Source organism: Paractinoplanes tereljensis (genome assembly GCF_016862435.1).
GTDB classification, from domain to species: domain Bacteria; phylum Actinomycetota; class Actinomycetes; order Mycobacteriales; family Micromonosporaceae; genus Actinoplanes; species Actinoplanes tereljensis.
The window spans coordinates 158,260-175,686 of record NZ_BOMY01000053.1; the positions used below are offsets into that span (position 1 = coordinate 158,260).

The 17,427-nt window shown below is 70.3% G+C and carries 14 protein-coding genes; 10 read left to right on the plus strand and 4 right to left on the minus strand.

What is annotated here, in order from left to right; translation table 11 throughout:
• Window positions 1-35: 35 nt before the first annotated feature.
• Together Ate02nite_RS41755 and Ate02nite_RS41760 are read right to left on the minus strand one after the other, a co-directional pair.
• Window positions 36-1,133 carry a Gfo/Idh/MocA family protein gene (locus Ate02nite_RS41755; protein ID WP_203813480.1) on the minus strand — a complete coding sequence of 366 codons (1,098 nt, stop codon included), beginning with the start codon at window positions 1,131-1,133 and terminating at the stop codon, window positions 36-38.
• Window positions 1,103-1,792, minus strand: coding sequence for a ThuA domain-containing protein (locus Ate02nite_RS41760; RefSeq protein WP_438871324.1), 690 nt, complete (start codon window positions 1,790-1,792; stop codon window positions 1,103-1,105). The genes Ate02nite_RS41755 and Ate02nite_RS41760 overlap by 31 nt, the downstream gene beginning before the upstream one ends.
• A gap of 145 nt (window positions 1,793-1,937) precedes the next feature.
• On the opposite strand from Ate02nite_RS41760, the gene Ate02nite_RS41765 reads away from it, so the two are divergent.
• The 4 genes from Ate02nite_RS41765 (at window position 1,938) to Ate02nite_RS41780 (ending at window position 8,151) form a co-directional block, all read left to right on the plus strand.
• The gene (locus Ate02nite_RS41765) at window positions 1,938-3,749 is read left to right on the plus strand and encodes a rhamnogalacturonan lyase (RefSeq protein WP_203813482.1); all 1,812 of its coding nucleotides are present in this window, start codon (window positions 1,938-1,940) and stop codon (window positions 3,747-3,749) included.
• A 93-nt stretch (window positions 3,750-3,842) separates the two neighbouring features.
• Complete coding sequence (locus tag Ate02nite_RS41770; RefSeq protein WP_203813483.1) at window positions 3,843-4,853, plus strand: alpha/beta hydrolase; 1,011 nt, start codon at window positions 3,843-3,845, stop codon at window positions 4,851-4,853.
• Between the two features lie 153 nt (window positions 4,854-5,006).
• Window positions 5,007-6,044, plus strand: a complete 1,038-nt coding sequence (locus tag Ate02nite_RS41775) for a hypothetical protein (protein WP_203813484.1) — start codon at window positions 5,007-5,009, stop codon at window positions 6,042-6,044.
• A gap of 286 nt (window positions 6,045-6,330) precedes the next feature.
• Complete coding sequence (locus Ate02nite_RS41780) at window positions 6,331-8,151, plus strand: sensor domain-containing diguanylate cyclase (RefSeq protein ID WP_203813485.1); 1,821 nt, start codon at window positions 6,331-6,333, stop codon at window positions 8,149-8,151.
• Here the strand turns inward: Ate02nite_RS41780 and Ate02nite_RS41785 are convergent.
• Both Ate02nite_RS41785 and Ate02nite_RS41790 read right to left on the minus strand, forming a co-directional pair.
• Complete coding sequence (locus Ate02nite_RS41785) at window positions 8,110-8,439, minus strand: winged helix-turn-helix domain-containing protein (RefSeq protein ID WP_203813486.1); 330 nt, start codon at window positions 8,437-8,439, stop codon at window positions 8,110-8,112. The genes Ate02nite_RS41780 and Ate02nite_RS41785 overlap by 42 nt on opposite strands.
• On the minus strand, window positions 8,436-8,906 hold the full coding sequence (locus Ate02nite_RS41790) for a hypothetical protein (RefSeq protein ID WP_239148106.1): 471 nt from the start codon (window positions 8,904-8,906) through the stop codon (window positions 8,436-8,438). The genes Ate02nite_RS41785 and Ate02nite_RS41790 overlap by 4 nt, the downstream gene beginning before the upstream one ends.
• A gap of 185 nt (window positions 8,907-9,091) precedes the next feature.
• Between Ate02nite_RS41790 and Ate02nite_RS41795 the strand changes: the two genes are divergently transcribed.
• From Ate02nite_RS41795 to Ate02nite_RS41820, 6 genes are all read left to right on the plus strand, one after another.
• Window positions 9,092-10,282 (plus strand): MFS transporter, encoded by a 1,191-nt coding sequence (locus Ate02nite_RS41795; protein ID WP_239148107.1) that lies wholly within the window; start codon window positions 9,092-9,094, stop codon window positions 10,280-10,282.
• Window positions 10,283-10,346: 64 nt separating this feature from the next.
• The gene (locus Ate02nite_RS41800) at window positions 10,347-14,018 is read left to right on the plus strand and encodes a nitrate reductase subunit alpha (RefSeq protein ID WP_203813488.1); all 3,672 of its coding nucleotides are present in this window, start codon (window positions 10,347-10,349) and stop codon (window positions 14,016-14,018) included.
• Window positions 14,018-15,676 carry a nitrate reductase subunit beta gene (gene narH / locus Ate02nite_RS41805; protein WP_203813489.1) on the plus strand — a complete coding sequence of 553 codons (1,659 nt, stop codon included), beginning with the start codon at window positions 14,018-14,020 and terminating at the stop codon, window positions 15,674-15,676. The genes Ate02nite_RS41800 and narH overlap by 1 nt, the downstream gene beginning before the upstream one ends.
• Window positions 15,673-16,278 (plus strand): nitrate reductase molybdenum cofactor assembly chaperone, encoded by a 606-nt coding sequence (gene narJ / locus Ate02nite_RS41810; protein ID WP_203813490.1) that lies wholly within the window; start codon window positions 15,673-15,675, stop codon window positions 16,276-16,278. The genes narH and narJ overlap by 4 nt, the downstream gene beginning before the upstream one ends.
• Entirely contained in the window at window positions 16,275-16,997 is a 723-nt protein-coding gene (narI, locus tag Ate02nite_RS41815) for a respiratory nitrate reductase subunit gamma (RefSeq protein ID WP_203813491.1), read from the plus strand. Before narJ ends, narI begins: the two co-directional genes overlap by 4 nt.
• Window positions 16,994-17,326 (plus strand): cupin domain-containing protein, encoded by a 333-nt coding sequence (locus Ate02nite_RS41820; protein WP_203813492.1) that lies wholly within the window; start codon window positions 16,994-16,996, stop codon window positions 17,324-17,326. The genes narI and Ate02nite_RS41820 overlap by 4 nt, the downstream gene beginning before the upstream one ends.
• Window positions 17,327-17,427 lie beyond the last annotated feature (101 nt).

Here is a 17,427-nt window from a genome sequence, read left to right on the forward strand (position 1 = left end):
ACCCGGCCACGAGCGCCGGGCCCGATCGAGGTGAGCTACGCGGTCTCCCGCCACTGGGCGGCGGGCGTCAGGTGTACCGGCGCCGGGCGCTCCGCGGTCGTGGTCAGCTCGATGCGGCGGCCCTCGGCGGCGGAGCGCAGCAGGGACGTCATCGCCTCCAGGACGTGCAACGCCAGCTCGCCGGAGGCGCGGGGCTCAGGGGACAGGACCATGTCGAGCACGCCGATGCCTCGGGCCGCGTCCACGTAACCGGCCATCGGGTCGAGGGTGCGCCAGTCGTCGGCGCCCAGCTCGAACAGGCGGACGTCGCCGTCGAAGCGGTTGGGGTCGGGGACCGCGAGGGTGCCGGTCTCGCCGTGCACCTCGATCGGGGCGGCCGTGGTGCGGACCGCGTCGAAGCTGGTGGTGATGGTGGACAGCGCGCCGTTCGCGTGGTGCAGCACGCCGGTGACGTGGGTGTCGACCTCGACCGGGACCGTGCTGCCCGCGCGCGGGCCGGAACCGATCACCCGGGTGTCGCGCAGACGGGAGGCGGCGCCGGTCACCGCGGTGATCGGGCCGAGCAGGTGGACCAGGGCGGACAGGTAATAGGGCCCCATGTCCAGCAGTGGGCCGCCGCCGGGCAGGTAGTAGAAGTCGGGGTTCGGGTGCCAGCGCTCGTGACCGGGGGTGGCCATCACCGCCACCGCGGAGATCGGGCGCCCGATCAGGCCCGCGTCGACGGCCGCACGGGCGGTCTGCAGGCCGGTGCCGAGCACGGTGTCGGGCGCGCAGCCGACGGTCACCTCGAAGGCGGAAGCTTGCGCGAGCAGGGCACGCGCGGCGGGCAGGTCGGCGGCGAGCGGCTTCTCGCCGTACACCCGCTTGTGATTGGCGATGGCGGCCAGCGCGACCGGAGCATGGGCCGCGGGCACCGTCAGGTTGAGAATGGTGTCGACCTGGGGGTCCTGCAGCAGTTCGTCGACCGGCAGGGCGCGACAGCCGGCAATGCCGGCGGCGACCGACGCCGCCCGCGCGGCGTCGATGTCGGCGACCGCCGCGATGGTCACGGCCGGATGGTCGGTCAGCGTCGAGAGGTACGCCCCGGAGATGTAACCGGCTCCTACGACGCCGATGCGGTGCGGGCGGCCCACAGCATGCCCCTCTCGACGATGGTCCGCACGTTCAGGTTCTCGAGGACGTCGAGGCTGTGCCCGGGGGTGGTCACCACGATCCGGCCGTCGCCCCACTGCCTGGTCCAGACGGCCGGGGAGACGATCGGTCGATGCCACGGATGCCACGGTCGCACCGGGTGGGTGGTGGTGGCGAGCACGTCGATCAGGTCGTCGTGCAGCACCCAGTACTGCTCGGTGGTCAGCTCGAAGTCGTCGATGCCGGTCGTGATCGGGTGTTCGCGGCCCAGCGAGGTCATGGTAACCGCGTGGGACAGAAAATTGTCCGTTTCATCCCCGCCGCACTCCCCCGGCTCCTTGCTGGGGTGCGTCGCGAACTGGCCGCCGACCAGCTGCAGATAGTCGGCGGAGTCGCGGAACGAGTCGGCGATGCCGCCGTGCCAGCCGGCGAAACCGGTGCCGGCCGCGACCGCCGCCCGCAGCCCGGCGACCTCGTCGCGCTCGATCTTCGACATGGTCACGCACTGCACGATCAGGTCGGTCTCCGACATGACCGCGGCGTCGGCGTAGACCGAGGTCGACTCCTCGACGCGCACCTCGAAGCCGCTCTTGCCGAGGAACGGCACGAACAGGTCGGTCGCCTCGACCGGCCGGTGCCCTTCCCATCCCCCGCGAACCACCAAAGCCTTCATCCCGTTAGGCCTATCAGATCGGGACGCCCCACGCCCACCAAAAGGCGCGAAGACATAGACAAGCCTCGATTTCAGGACTAGCTTCCCGAGGAAAGCGCTTGCCTACCCTCCACCGAGTAGGAGAGACACCCTAATGAAACGTGCCAAAACTCTGACCGCCGTCGCCGCCCTCGTCCTGGTCGGCTCCACCGCCGCCGTGGCGAGGGCGGCCACCGAGCCGGCCGCGGCGCCCACCGCCGCCGACGCGACAAGCACCACCGAGAACCTCGACCGCGGCCTGATCAGCCTCCGGGCCGGCGCCGGCAACTTCCTGTCCTGGCGGTTGCTGAAGTCCGACCCGGCCGGCGTGACGTTCGACGTCTACCGCGACAACACCAAGATCACCACGACCGGTGAAACGAACTTCACCGACGCCGGGGCAAAGAAAGGCGCGGCCTACACGGTTCGGCCGACCGGCGCCTCCACTCTCGCAGCGGCGGCCCCGACCGTGGCGCTCGCGGCCGCCTACCAGGACGTGCCGATCCAGATTCCGGCCGGTGGCACCACCCCGGACGGCGTCGCCTACACGTACTCCGCCAACGACGCCTCCGTGGGCGACCTCGACGGCGACGGCTCCTACGAGATCGTCCTCAAGTGGGATCCGTCCAACGCCAAGGACAACTCGCAGTCCGGCTACACCGGCAACGTGTTCATCGACGCGTACAAGCTCAACGGCACCCGGCTGTGGCGCATCGACCTCGGCCGCAACATCCGGGCCGGCGCGCACTACACCCAGTTCCAGGTGTTCGACTACGACGGCGACGGCAAGGCCGAGGTCGCCACGAAGACCGCCGACGGCACCAAGGACGGCACCGGCGTGGTCATCGGCAGCTCGACCGCCGACTACCGCAACTCGTCGGGCTACGTCCTGTCCGGCCCCGAGTACCTGACCGTGTTCAACGGCCAGACCGGCAAGGCGGCGGCCACCGTCGACTACGTGGTCGCGCGCGGCACGGTCAGCGCGTGGGGCGACTCCTACGGCAACCGGGTCGACCGCTTCCTGGCCGGCACGGCGTACATCAACGGGTCCTATCCGTCGCTGATAACCGCGCGCGGTTATTACACGAGAAGCACGATCGTGGCCTGGGACTTCCGCAACGGCGCCCTCACCCGCAAGTGGACCTTCGACAGCAACTCGTCCACCAACGGGTCGGCCTGGACCGGCCAGGGCAACCACCAGCTCTCCATCGCCGACGTCGATTCCGACGGCAAGGACGAGATCCTGTACGGGGCGATGGCCATCGACGACAACGGCGCCGGCCTGTGGGTGAACGGTCAGGGTCACGGCGACGCGTACCACGTCGGCAACCTGATCCCGAGCCGCGCCGGCCTGGAGATCTTCAAGGTCGACGAGGGCACCACCAAGCTGGCCGCCTGGATGGCCGACGCCCGCACCGGCGCGATCATCTGGTCCAACGCGTCCTGCGGCTGCGACAACGGCCGCGGCGTCTCGGACGACATCTACGCCGGCAGCCCCGGCGCCGAGTCCTGGTCGTCCGGCGTGTCCGGCCTGTTCAGCTCGACCGGCGCGAACATCGGCCGCAAGCCGTCCAGCACCAACTTCGTGATCTGGTGGGACGGTGACGCCCAGCGCGAGCTGCTCGACGCCACCCACATCGACAAGTACGGCACCAGCGCCGACACCCGGCTGCTCACGGCCAGCGACGTGCACTCGAACAACAGCACCAAGGCGACCCCGTCGCTGCAGGCCGACATCCTCGGCGACTGGCGCGAGGAGGTCATCTGGCCGACCACCAACAACACCGCCCTGCGGATCTACTCGACGACCGATGCGACGAGCATCTCGCACGTGTCGCTGATGCAGGACCGGATGTACCGGGAGGCGGTGGCCTGGCAGAACACCGCCTACAACCAGCCGCCGCACCCGAGCTTCGCCCTCGGATAGCCGATCGGATGAGGGGATGCCGCCACCCGTCCGTGGCGGTATCCCCTGTTTGCGGCATTCATCGGATTCGCATCCGTAGGCGACTATCAGGACGTGAAACGGCGGCGCATTCTCGGGTTGGTACTCACCGTGGCCACCGTGATGTTCGCCGCCGAACCCACCGCCGACGCGGTCGAGGGTCCGGGCTACGACCTGCACGCCAACATCGCCTACGCGCCGGCGTCCCCCGCCGGCAGCCACGGCCACCTGCTCGACCTCTACATCCCGCGCCAGCCCGGCCCGAAACGAAGGCCGGTCCTCATCGCGATGGGCGGCAGCGGCTGGCACGGCGACGACGGCAAGGCGTACGCGGCCCAGCTCGCCCCCTTCTTCACCCGAGCCGACTACGTGGTCGCCGGCGTCTCCACCCGATCGAGCTCCCAGGCGAAGTTCCCGGCCCAGCTCTACGACGTGAAGGCGGCGATCCGCTGGCTGCGGGCGAACGCCGCGACCTACGGCATGGACCCCCGCCGGATCGCCGTGATGGGCGACTCCTCCGGCGGCTGGACCGCCGCGATGGCCGGGGTGACCGGCCACGACCCCGCGCTGGAGGGCAACGTCGGGGTGACCGGCCCGCCCAGCGACGTGCAGGCGGTGGTCGACCTCTACGGCCCCACCGACTTCCTGCAGATGGACGCGCACATGCTGCCCGGGGCGTGTGACGGCTTCAACCGCTCGTTCGGCCTGACCGAGTGCCACGCCGACCCACGCTCGCCGGAGTCGGCACTGCTCGGAAGTCCCATCAAAACCCGACCGGACCTGGTCAAATTCGCAAGCCCCATCCCGTACGCGTCAAAGCACTCCCCGCCCTTTTTGATCGCCCAGGGTGAGCACGACGGCCTGGTCCCGATCGACCAGAGCGACCGTTTGTTCGCGGCCCTGAGCGCCGCGGGCGCCCCGGCGACGTATTACTTGGTGCCGGGAGCCGGCCACGACAAGCGCATCGTCTCCCCGTCCCAGCCCGTAGCGATCGTCCGGCACACGCCCGGCGCCTCTCGCCCCGGAACCCGCCCCACGCTGAAGACGATCCGGGCTTTCCTGCACCACGCCCTCGCCCACCGCTGATCGCCCCGCCGCGCGGCTGGTTACGGCCGTCGCATCTCACTTGGCGTCCTAGGAGGCTAGTTCACTATTTCTAAAGCGAACGTTCGTTCTTGACAGGCCGCACCCCTCGCCCTATCGTTCAAAACGAACGCTCATTCTCTTTTAGGAGTCGCCATGTCATCGGCCACCGCCGCCAAGGCGTCAACCTCGCCGTGGACCCACGTCGCGGGTGTCGTCGCCCTCCTGTCCATCGTCATCAGCCTCCTGGTCACGGCCTTCGCCTGGCCCGCCGCGCGTTCCGCGGTGCACGACATCCCGATCGCCGTGGCCGGCCCCGCCGCCGCCACCGCCCAGGTCACCGCCGCCCTCGAACAGCGCCTCCCCGGCGGCTTCGACATCACCCCGGTCGCCGACACGGCCGCCGCCGAAGCAGCGATCAACAACCGCGAGGTGTACGGCGCGATCGACCTCTCCACCGGCAAACCCCAGGTCCTGACCGCCTCCGCGGCAAGCCCCGTGGTCGCCCAGACCCTGCAGGGCATCGCCACCGCGCTGTCCCAGGCGTCGTCCGGCACCGAGGCCGCCGTGCTGGTCCGCGACCTGGCCCCACTCCCCGCCGACGACCCGCGCGGCGCCGGCCTGGCCGCCGGAGCGCTACCGCTGGTGATCGGCGGCATGATCGCCGCAGTGGTGCTGACCCTGCGCATCCGCGGCACCCTGCGGCGGGTGACCGGCGCCGCGGTCTACGCCGTGATCGGCGGTTCGGCGATGGCCGCGATCCTGCAGTTCGGGCTGGGCTCGATCGACGGCACCTACGCCCTGAACGCCGGCGTGATGGCCCTGTCCCTGGCCGCGACCTCATTGACCCTGCTGGGCCTGGAGTCCCTGCTGGGCTTCGCCGGCTTCGGCCTGGGCGCCGCCGTGATCTTCCTGCTCGGCAACCCGCTGAGCGGCGCCGCGAGCGCCCCCGAGATGCTGCCCGGCTGGTCCGGCGAGCTGGGCCAGCTGTTGCCCCCGGGCGCGGCCTTCAACCTGCTCCGCTCGGCCGCGTTCTTCGACGGCGCCGGCGCGACCCGCCCGCTGATCGTCCTGCTGAGCTGGCTGACCTTCGGCCTGCTGCTCTGCGCCGCCAGCGCCCTGCGCCCGTCCCGCCGTCGCTCCACCTCGCCGGCCCCCGAGCCTGAGGCCATCCCCGAGCCCGCCCTCGCCTGAGCTCCCGCCGGCTGCCGCCCTCCTCACCCCGGGGAGGGCGGCAGCATCCGCCCGGTGCCGTAAGGCGCGGCACGGAGGGTGACCCCGCCGGGAGCGGGCGTGCCGGGCAGGCCCGCCCGGCGGGGGCGCGCGGAGGGTGAGTCCCGCCCAGCGATACCGAGTGGCCGGGACTGGTCGCGCCGCGTACGGAAAAAAGAAGCGCAAGGGAACCACCGGGCCGCGCCGGGATTGCACCCGGCTCGCAACCGGGGCCGCCTGTACTTGTTGGATGCGGGTGGATCGGGGCGTGCGTTCGCAGCTCGATCCTGTCCTCGTCGCGCTGGTCGGCCTCGGCCTGCTTCTGGTGCCGTGGTTTCTGCTGGCGCCGGGCGTCGGCACCGCCTTGTGGGTCATTCAGACCGGTATCGACCTGTTCACCGTTTATCTCGCCTGGCGGCTCTATCGGCTTCCGGGGGTCAATCGGTATGCCCGGCGGTTCTGGGCGGCGGTGGTCGCCGGGATGGGCAGCAGTGCTGTCGCCGACACCTTTCAGACCGTGCTGGTCGCCGGTGGGCGGTCGCCCAGTGACATCAGCGTGGTGCAGACCTGCTTCGTGATTCTCGGCATGGTCATCGTGGTGATCACGATGCTGTGTCATCCGATCGGCGGGGTTGGCGGGGTGGGGCGGCAGCGGCTTCGGCTGTGGCTGGACGCGGCCACCGTGCTCACCGCGGTTGCCGTGTTCCTCTGGTATTTCCTGCTCGCGGGGCAGTTCCGGGACGGGCGCACCGCCGACCGGCTGTCGGCGGCCGCTACCACCGCGGTGATGATGCTTGTCACGTTTGCCCTGATCAAGCTGCTGTTCAGCGCCAACGCCCCATTTCAGCAGCTGCCGGGGGTGATCGGGGCGCTCGGGGTGACCGGCACCGCGATCGCGGCACCGCTGGCCGCCCTGGTGATGGAGCGGTCCGACGATCGGATCATGTACCTGGCGCAGCTGCTGCCGTGCCTGCTCATTCCGATCAGCCTGCGCCTGCAGGAGATCTTCAACCGGCGCAACATCGACGTGCCGGTCGCGGCCCGGGAGAAACGCTTCAGCCGGGTGCCGTACGCGGCGGTGGCCGGCACCCAGCTTCTGCTGGTGCTGGCTCTGCCGGCGGTGCACGCCGACCTGAAGATCTGGGGCGTCGCGGTCGGCGTGCTGCTCAGCACCGGTCTGGTGCTGGCCCGGCAGCAGGCCGCGTTCCAGGACAACGAGCGCCTGCTCGCCGAGATCAGCCGACGGGACGAGTGGCAGAACGCCCTCGCTCAGCACGCCTCCGACACCACCATCGTCACCGACGGCAGCCAGCGGGTGCTGTACGCAAGCCCGTCCGCGGTGCGGCTGCTCGGGCTGAAGGAGGGCGACGAGACCGGGCTGGACCTGGGCGGGCGCCTGCACCCGGAGGACATGGCGGTCGCCGCCCAGCTGCTGGCCGAGATGACGTCAACGGCCGGCACCGCCAGTGCCGAGATGCGGATGCTGCACACCGACGGCAGTTACCACTGGACCCACCTGATCGGCACCGACCTGCTGGCCAACCCGAACATCCGCGGCCTGGTCTGGAACGGCCGGGACGTCACCGACGCCCGCCGCCTGCAGGACGAGCTGCGCCACCAGGCCACCCACGACGTGCTCACCGGGCTGGCCAACCGCTTCCTGCTCCAGCAGCGGGTGCTGACCGCCGACACCGGCCGGCCGATCAGCTTCCTGGTCATCGACCTGGACGGGTTCAAACAGGTCAACGACGTGCACGGCCACCACGCCGGGGACCAGGTGCTGATCACCGTGGCCGACCGGCTCACCGACCTGGTCGGCGACTCCGGGACCGTGGCCCGGCTGGGCGGCGACGAGTTCGCCGTGGTGCTGCCGGACGCCTCCCCCGCGCAGGCCGCGACGCTCGCCGAGACGATCGGCCGGATCGTGGCGGAACCGATCCCGGTGACCGGGGCGGTGGTCACCGTGGGTGCGAGCGTGGGGGCCTCGACGGGTACGCCGGCCGACACCGAACGCATGCTCCGGGAGGCCGACGACGCCATGTACCGGTCAAAGCAGGCCCGTCGCGGGCTGGTCGGGCACCACCGTTAGGCCGGACCGGGCGACGATCTCCTGCAGTGCGGCGACATGCGCGGCGAACGCGGCCTGACCGGCCGGGGTGAGCCGCACCGAGGTGCGCGGCCGCTTGCCGACGAACGCCTTGCGGATGCCGACATAACCGGCCTCCTCGAGGGTGGTCAGCTGCTTGGACAGGGCCGAGTCGGACAGGCCGACGGTGTCGCGCAGATATTTGAAATCGGCCCAGTCGGTGGCGGCCAGCAGGCTGACCAGCGACAGCCGCGTCGGCGCGTGGATCAGGTCGTCGAACTGGGCGGTCACCGGGAGCCCGCCAGCGGCCGGGAGAGCATGACGCGGCGCAGGTAGGACATCAGCAGCGGACCGCCGGCGGCCAGCCCGATCGCGACCGGCACGCAGCCGATGGTGGCCGGCCAGCCCGCCCCGGCCGCCTCCAGCAGCAGGCCGAGCCCGACCCCGGCGGCCACCAGCACCAGGGTGAACCCGGCGATGGCCAGGGCACCGCGAGCGCCGATCAGCGACGGCCGGACCTGCACCCGGCCCCGGCGCACCACGGCCAGGATCAGGCCGGCCAGGCCGAGCGCGTAGACGACGCTGCCGACGGCGACGAACACCGGGCGGGCGCTTTCGACGGCGGCCACGAACATCACCATCAGGCCGCCGATGGCGACCCAGAACCATGCGGGTACGAGGTTGGCGCCGACCACCTGCTCGCGGCGGATGCGGATCTCGGCCAGGGCCAGTTCGGCGTCGATGGGTGGAATGGTCATTACTTCCCCCTCAGGACTGTACTTTCCCGCTAGGAAAGTACCAGTTCACTTTCCCATTAGGCAAGTACTGGCTCAGTGGACCCCTTTTCAGGGGTACAAAGTCCCTACTGCCGCCGATCCGGGCGGGGGACTCTCTTCGAGGGCTCGATCCACCGCCGAGCCACGACCACATGGGGATGTGCGCGATGAGCACAACACAGCAGCGCGGCCTGATGTTGACCTTGGCAACGGTCGGGTTCGCCGTTAACTTCTGGGCCTGGGCGCTGCTCAGCCCGCTCGCCGTGAAGTTCACGGCGGCCCTGCATCTGAGTTCGTTCCAGCAGGCCCTGCTGGTGGCCGTGCCGGTCGTGGTCGGCTCCGTGGGCCGCATTCCGGTCGGCGCGCTGACCGACAAGTTCGGCGGCCGTGTGATGTTCCCGCTGGTGTCGGTCGCGACCATCGTCCCGGTGCTGTTCCTCGGTCTGGTCGGGCACGGCTCGCTGGCCGCGCTGCTGATCGGCGGCTTCTTCCTCGGCATCGGCGGCACCGCGTTCGCGGTCGGCGTCCCGTTCGTCAACGCCTGGTTCCCGCCGGAGAAGCGCGGCACCGCGGTCGGCATCTTCGGCGCCGGCATGGGCGGCACCGCGATCAGCGCGCTCACCACGGTGAAGCTGGTCGACGCGGGCACCACCGCCACCCCGTTCGTGCTGACCGCGATCGTCCTCGCCGTCTACGCCGTGGTGTCCTACCTGGTGCTGCGGGACGCCCCCGGCCGGCCGGTGCCCACCGCCTCGCTGTCGGAGCGGCTCGCGTCGACCCTGCGGTTGAAGATCACCTGGCAGGCGTCGGCGCTGTACGCGGTGGCCTTCGGCGGCTACGTCGCGTTCTCGGTCTACCTGCCGTCCTACCTGAAGACCGCCTACGGCCTGACCCAGTCCGACGCCGCCAACCGGATGGCCGGTTTCGTGGTCCTCGCCGTGATCATGCGGCCGGTGGGCGGCTGGCTCTCCGACCGGGTGCCGGCGACCCGGGTCCTCGGCTACGCCCTCGCCGTGGTGGTCGCCGGGGCGGTCGTCCAGTCGTTCACGCCGCCGCTGGCCCCGCTCGGCACCCTCGCGTTCCTGGCCATGGCGGCCGCCCTCGGCTGCGGCAGCGGCGCCACGTTCGCCCTGGTCGCGCAGAAGGCACCGGCCAACCAGGTCGGCTCGGTCACCGGCGTGGTGGGCGCGGCCGGCGGCCTCGGCGGGTTCGTGCCGCCGCTGGTCATGGGTGTCATCTACGGCCAGTTCAACGACTACGCGCTGGGCCTGGTCCTGCTCGCCCTGGTCGCCCTGGCCGCGCTCCTGCTGGACATCTTCTCGGTGGGACGCCGCTCGGATCGCACGGCCCGCGCCTGATAGTTGCTATAAGCAATTACTGCACAGTGCCACGAACCTTGGATAGTCTGAAGGGAGGCTTCACATGAGCAGTGGACTCGATGATCCGTTGACCGACGCGCTCATCGGCACCAGGCGTTTCTTCACCCGCGCGGAGGTGTCGCCGGACCACCGCACGCTCTTTCAGATCGGTGGTCGCGAGGCCGACGTCTTCTACCGCGACCGCTGGTCGCACGACAAGGTCGTTCGCTCCACGCACGGCGTCAACTGCACCGGTTCGTGCTCCTGGAAGGTCTACGTCAAGGACGGGATCATCACCTGGGAGGCGCAGCAGACCGACTACCCGAGTGTCGGCCCCGACCGCCCGGAGTACGAACCGCGCGGCTGCCCGCGCGGTGCGGCCTTCTCCTGGTACACCTACTCCCCGACCCGGGTCCGCTATCCCTATGTCCGCGGCGTGCTCCTGGAGCTCTACCGCGAGGCCCGCGCCCGGCTGAAAGACCCGGTCGCCGCCTGGGCCGAGATCACCGGCGATCCGGCCAAGGCCAAGAAATACAAGTCGGCCCGCGGCAAGGGCGGCCTGGTCCGGGCCACCTGGGACGAGGCGACCGAGATGATCGCCGCGGCCCACGTGCACACCATCAAGGCGTACGGTCCGGACCGGCTCGCCGGGTTCTCGCCGATCCCGGCCATGTCGATGGTGTCGCACGCGGCCGGCGCCCGCTTCTACAACCTGGTCGGCGGCGCGATGCTGTCGTTCTACGACTGGTACGCCGATCTGCCGGTGGCCTCGCCGCAGGTGTTCGGCGACCAGACCGACGTGCCGGAGTCGGGCGACTGGTGGGACGCCGGCTACCTGATCATGTGGGGCTCCAACCTCCCGGTGACCCGCACGCCCGACGCGCACTGGATGGCCGAGGCCCGTTACCGCGGCCAGAAGGTCATCGCGGTCGCCCCCGACTACGCCGACAACGTGAAGTTCGCCGACGAGTGGCTGGCCCCGGCGCCGGGCACCGACGGCGCCCTGGCCATGGCGATGGGCCACGTCGTCCTCAAGGAGTTCTTCGTCGAGCGGACGACGAGCTACTTCCGCGACTACGTCACGAAGTTCACCGACCTGCCGTTCCTGGTGACCCTGGACGACGCCGGCGACGGCACGTTCCGGCCCGGCAAGATGCTGACCGCGGCACAGCTGCCCGGCGCGCTCGCCGACAGCGAGAATGCCGCCTTCAAGACCGTCCTGCTCGACGACGACGGCATGCCGGTGGTGCCGAACGGCTCGCTCGGCTTCCGCTACGGCGACGCCGGGGTCGGCAAGTGGAACCTCGATCTCGGCGACGTCCACCCCCGGTTGTCGGCCGACGGCGGACCGGACGCGCCGGTCACCGTCGTGCTGCCCCGCTTCGACACCGCGTCCGGCGCGGCCGCCGGCATGCGGCGCGGCGTCCCGGTCCGGCACATCGGCGATCACCTGGTCACCACGGTGTACGACCTGCTGCTCGCTCAGTACGGCGTGGCCCGCGACGGGCTGCCCGGCACCTGGCCGAGTGGGTACGACGACGCGGCCGAGCCGTACACCCCGGCCTGGCAGGAGACCATCACCGGGGTCCCCGGCCAGGCCGCCGCCCGGATCGCCCGCGAGTTCGCGGCCAACGCCGAGGAATCCCGCGGCCGGTCGATGATCATCATGGGGGCCGGGACCAACCACTGGTTCCACTCCGACACGATCTACCGGTCGTTCCTGACGCTCACCACCATCACCGGTTGCCAGGGGGTCAACGGCGGTGGCTGGGGCCACTACGTCGGGCAGGAGAAGGTCCGGCCGATCACCGGCTACAGCGTGCTCGGCACCGCCGCCGACTGGTCCCGGCCGGGCCGGCAGATGATCCAGACCGCGTACTGGTACCTGCACACCGACCAGTACCGCTACGACCCGTTCTCGGCCGCCACGCTCACCGCCGGCCAGGACGGCGGCACGTTCGCCGGGCGGTCCACCGCCGACCTGATCGCGTCCTCGGCCCGGATGGGCTGGATGCCGTCGGTGCCGCACTTCAACCGCAACCCCCTCGATCTGGCCGACGAGGCGGCCGCGGCGGGCGTGCCGGTCGCCGAGCACGTGGTCGGCCAACTGAAGAGCGGCGATCTTCGCTTCGCCTGCGAGGACCCGGACGCGCCGGAGAACTTCCCCCGGGTGCTGACCATCTGGCGGGCCAACCTGCTGGGCTCGTCGGCCAAGGGCAACGAGTACTTCCTGCGGCATCTGCTGGGCACCGACCACGGCGTACGGGCAACGGAAGCGCCCGCCGGCGCTCGCCCCACCGACCTGGAGTGGCACGAGCAGGCGCCCACCGGGAAGCTCGATCTGCTGCTCACGCTCGATTTCCGGATGACCTCGACGACCGTCTACTCGGACATCGTGCTGCCCGCCGCCACCTGGTACGAGAAGCACGACCTGAACACCACCGACATGCATCCGTTCGTGCACTCGTTCAACCCGGCGATCGCGCCGCCCTGGCAGACCCGCACCGACTGGGACACGTTCATGACGATCGCGCGGGCGTTCTCGGCCATGGCCGCCTCGCACCTGGGGACCCGGATGGATGTCGTCGCCGCTCCCCTGCTGCACGACACCCCCGACGAGATGGCCAACCCGTACGGCCGGGTCGCCGACTGGAAACGCGGTGAGTGCGAACCGATCCCCGGCAGGACCATGCCGAAGCTGGTGCCGGTCGAGCGGGACTACGCGGCGGTCGCCGACAAGATGGCGTCGCTCGGGCCGCTGCTCGACACGCTCGGCGCCACCACCAAGGGCGTCACCTTCCAGGTCGACCGGGAACTTGAATACCTGCGGCGCAAGAACGGCGTACACGCCAACGGCCGGCCCTCGATCGCCCGCGACGTCGACGCCTGCGAGGCGATCCTCGCGATGTCCGGCACCACCAACGGCCACCTCGCCACCCAGGGCTTCCGCCAGCTCGAAAAACGCACCGGGGTGCAGCTGGCCGACCTGTCCGCCGAGCACGAGGGCAAGCAGATCACCTTCGCGGACACCCAGTCCCGGCCCACCCCGGTGATCACCTCGCCGGAGTGGTCCGGCTCGGAGTCGGGCGGGCGCCGCTACTCCCCCTTCGTGATCAACGTGGAGCGGCTCAAACCGTGGCACACGCTGAGCGGGCGGCAGAGCTTCTACCTCGATCACGACTGGATGGCCGAGCTCGGCGAGTGGATGCCGACCTATCGGCCGCCGCTTAACATGCACGCCCTGTTCGGCGAGCCCGCGGTCGGCGACAAGGGCGAACTCGGCATCACCGTGCGCTACCTGACCCCGCACAACAAGTGGTCCATCCACTCGGAGTACCAGGACAACCTGTTCATGCTGTCGCTCTCCCGCGGCGGCCAGACGATCTGGATGTCCAAGGAGGACGCCGCGAAGATCGGCGTCCACGACAACGACTGGATCGAGGCGGTCAACCGCAACGGCGTCGTGGTGGCCCGCGCGGTCGTGTCGCACCGGATGCCCGAGGGCACCGTCTACATGCACCACGCCCAGGACCGGCTGATCGACGTGCCGCGCACCGAGACCAACGGCCGGCGCGGCGGCATCCACAACTCGCTCACCCGGCTGCTCATCAAACCGTCGCACCTGATCGGCGGCTACGCGCAGCTGTCGTTCGCCTTCAACTACCTCGGCCCGACCGGCAATCAGCGCGACGAGGTGACGGTCATCCGCCGCCGCTCCCAGGAGGTTGAGTACTGATGCGCGTGATGGCCCAGATGGCGATGGTGATGAACCTCGACAAGTGCATCGGCTGCCACACCTGCTCGGTCACCTGCAAACAGGCGTGGACCAACCGCAGCGGCGTCGAGTACGTCTGGTTCAACAACGTCGAGACCCGGCCCGGCCAGGGCTACCCGCGCCGCTACGAGGACCAGGAGCAATGGAAGGGCGGCTGGACGCTCAACCGGCGCGGCCGCCTCGCGCTCAAGGGCGGCGGCCGCCTCAAGAAGCTGTTCAGCATCTTCTCCAACCCCAAACTGCCGGCTATCGCCGACTACTACGAGCCATGGACGTACGACTACGAGACGCTCACCAATGCGCCGCTGCAGGAGCACACCCCGGTGGCCCGGCCCAAGTCCCTGCTGACCGGCGAGAACACGAAGATCACCTGGTCGGCGAACTGGGACGACAACCTGGGTGGCTCGCCCGACCACGGCGACAAGGACGTCCTGCTCAAGTCGATCGCCGACAAGGTGAAGTTCGAGTTCGAGCAGACCTTCATGTTCTACCTGCCGAGGATCTGCGAACACTGCCTCAACCCGTCGTGCGCCGCGTCCTGCCCGTCCGGGGCGATCTACAAGCGGGCCGAGGACGGCATCGTGCTCGTCGACCAGGACCGCTGCCGCGGCTGGCGGATGTGCGTGTCGGGCTGCCCTTACAAGAAGGTCTACTTCAACCACCGCACCGGCAAGGCCGAGAAGTGCACGTTCTGCTTCCCGCGCATCGAGGTGGGCATCCCGACGGTGTGCTCGGAGACCTGCGTGGGCCGCCTGCGCTACATCGGCCTGATGCTGTACGACGCGGACCGCGTCCTGGAAGCCGCGTCCGTCCCGGCCGACCAGGATCTCTACGAGGCCCAGCGGAAGGTCTTCCTCGACCCCGCCGACCCGGCCGTGGTCGCGGCCGCCGAGAAGGCCGGCATCCCGCGCGACTGGATCGAGGCGGCTCAGCGGTCCCCGGTCTATGCCCTGATCAACAAGTTCAAGGTGGCGCTGCCGCTGCACCCGGAATACCGCACCATGCCGATGGTCTGGTACATCCCGCCGCTGTCGCCGGTGGTCGACATCGTCCGCGACACCGGCTACGACGCCGAGGACCGGGGCAACCTGTTCGCCGCCATCGAGGCGCTGCGCATCCCGATCGACTATCTCGCCCAGCTGTTCACCGCCGGCGATGCCGGGCCGGTCGACGCCACGCTGCGGCGCCTCGCGGCGATGCGCTCCTACATGCGCGACATCAACCTCGGCCGTGACCCGGACGAGGCAATCCCGGCCGCGGTCGGGATGACCGGCGAGCAGATCTACGACATGTACCGCCTACTGGCCCTGGCCAAGTACGACGAGCGGTACGTCATCCCGCCCGCGCACGCCGAGCAGGCGCACAGCCTGGAGGAACTGGCCACCGAGTGCAGCCTCGACTACGAGGGCGGCCCGGGGATGGGCGGCTCCGGCCCGTTCGGCGAGTCGTCCGGCGGCAGCGTGCCGATCGCGGTGGAGAACTTCCACATGCTTGTGGAGCGGCAGACCAGCGACACCATCGTCGACCCGGGCGACAAGGAGCTGCGGGTCAACCTGCTCAACTGGGACGGCAAGGGCAAGCCCGAGGGCCTGTTTCCGCCCCGTAAGGACGAGTCGTGAGCGCCCGCGCCTGGCAGTGCCAGTCGCTGCTGATCGGTTACCCCGACGCCGCCCTGGTGGAGCGCGCCGCGCTGCTCACCTCGGCGGCGTCCACGCTGCCGACGCCGGTCGGCGGTCCGCTCCTGCGGTTCCTCGACCACCTGCGGGCCACCCCGCCCGGCCGGCTGACGGCCGACTACGTCGCCACCTTCGATCACCGCAAGCGATGCTGTCTCTTCCTCACCTACTACGGGCACGGTGACACCCGGCGGCGCGGCATGGCCCTGCTGGAGCTGAAGCAGCAGTACGCCGCGGCCGGCCTGTCGCTGACCGACGAGGAACTGCCCGACCACCTGTCGGTGATGCTGGAGTACAGCGCGATCTGCCCGGCCGAAGGCGCCGCCCTGCTGACCGCCCACCGCGCCGGCCTGGAGCTTCTCCGGCTGTCCCTGCACGACGCCCACTCCCCCTGGGCCGACGTCCTCGACTCGGTGTCGGCGACCCTGCCGCCCCTGGTCGGGGACCAGCGCACCGCGGTGGCCAAACTCGCCGCTCAGGGCCCACCCGCCGAAAAGGTCGGGCTGGCGCCGTTCGCCCCTCTACTGGAAGGACTCGGGCGATGACCGGGACGCTGTTTTTCGTCGTCCTCCCGTACGTCTGCTTGGCGATCTTCGTCCTGGGCCATGTCTGGCGTTACCGCTACGACAAGTTCGGCTGGACCACGAGGTCGTCCCAGCTCTACGAGCGCCGGCTGTTGCGCATCGGCAGCCCGCTGTTCCACTTCGGCATCCTGCTGGTCGCCGCAGGCCACATCGGCGGCCTGCTGATCCCCGAATCGTGGACCGAGGCGATCGGCGTCAGCGAGACCGCCTACCACGCGGTCGCGGTCAGCCTGGGCACGGTGGCCGGCTTCTGCACCCTGGCCGGCGCCGCCATCCTGATCTACCGCCGGCGCACGGTCGGCCCGGTCTTCTCGGCCACCACCAGGAACGACAAAGTCATGTACGTCCTGCTGATCGGCACCATCCTGCTCGGCCTCGGCACCACGATCCTGGGCAACCTGACCGGCCACCCGCACGACTACCGCCTGACCGTCTCGCCCTGGTTCCGCTCGATCTTCTACTTCCAGCCCGACCCCGACCTGATCCAGGCCGCGCCGATCGGCTTCCGCCTGCACGCCACCGCCGCGTTCATCCTGTTCGCGTTCTGGCCGTTCAGCCGCCTGGTCCACGTCTTCTCGGCGCCGCTGGGCTACCTGACCCGTCCGTACATCGTCTACCGAAGCCGTGACCCGCGGCTGGGCAACCGCCCGGCCAAGCGGGGTTGGGAGCGCGTGCAGTGAAGACTTCCCTCCACGACGTGGCCGAGCGCCTGCTGGCCACCGCCCGGTCGGCCCCGGCCGGCCGAGGCGCCGAAACCCTCCAGGGCGGCCACAACAAGACCCTCCGGCAGACCGTGATCGCCCTGCTCGAGGACCGCCGGCTGGACGAGCACGAGAGTCCCGGCGAGGCCACCCTGCAGGTCCTGCGGGGCCGGGTGCGGGTGCAGTCCGCCGACGAGACCATCGAGGCCGAGGCGGGCGAGTTGCTGATCATCCCGGCCAGCCGGCACAGCCTGCACGCCCTGGCCGACTCGGTGATCCTCCTGACGGTGGCCAAGCTCATCGCCTGACCGCTCCGTGCCGAGGGCGGACACAGTGGACTGTCCGGGCGCGCGCTGTTCTTCCACGGCCGGCACCGCCCCGGCGCCGGGGCGGTGCCGGCCGCTCGCTC

Coding starts and splice junctions, on each gene's coding strand:
- Ate02nite_RS41765 (WP_203813482.1), top strand. CDS start 1,938: ATGAAACGTGCCAAAACTCTGACCGCCGTCGCCGCCCTCGTCCTGGTC.
- Ate02nite_RS41775 (WP_203813484.1), top strand. CDS start 5,007: ATGTCATCGGCCACCGCCGCCAAGGCGTCAACCTCGCCGTGGACCCAC.
- Ate02nite_RS41790 (WP_239148106.1), bottom strand. CDS start 8,906: ATGACCATTCCACCCATCGACGCCGAACTGGCCCTGGCCGAGATCCGC.
- Ate02nite_RS41795 (WP_239148107.1), top strand. CDS start 9,092: ATGAGCACAACACAGCAGCGCGGCCTGATGTTGACCTTGGCAACGGTC.
- Ate02nite_RS41800 (WP_203813488.1), top strand. CDS start 10,347: ATGAGCAGTGGACTCGATGATCCGTTGACCGACGCGCTCATCGGCACC.
- narH (WP_203813489.1), top strand. CDS start 14,018: ATGCGCGTGATGGCCCAGATGGCGATGGTGATGAACCTCGACAAGTGC.
- narI (WP_203813491.1), top strand. CDS start 16,275: ATGACCGGGACGCTGTTTTTCGTCGTCCTCCCGTACGTCTGCTTGGCG.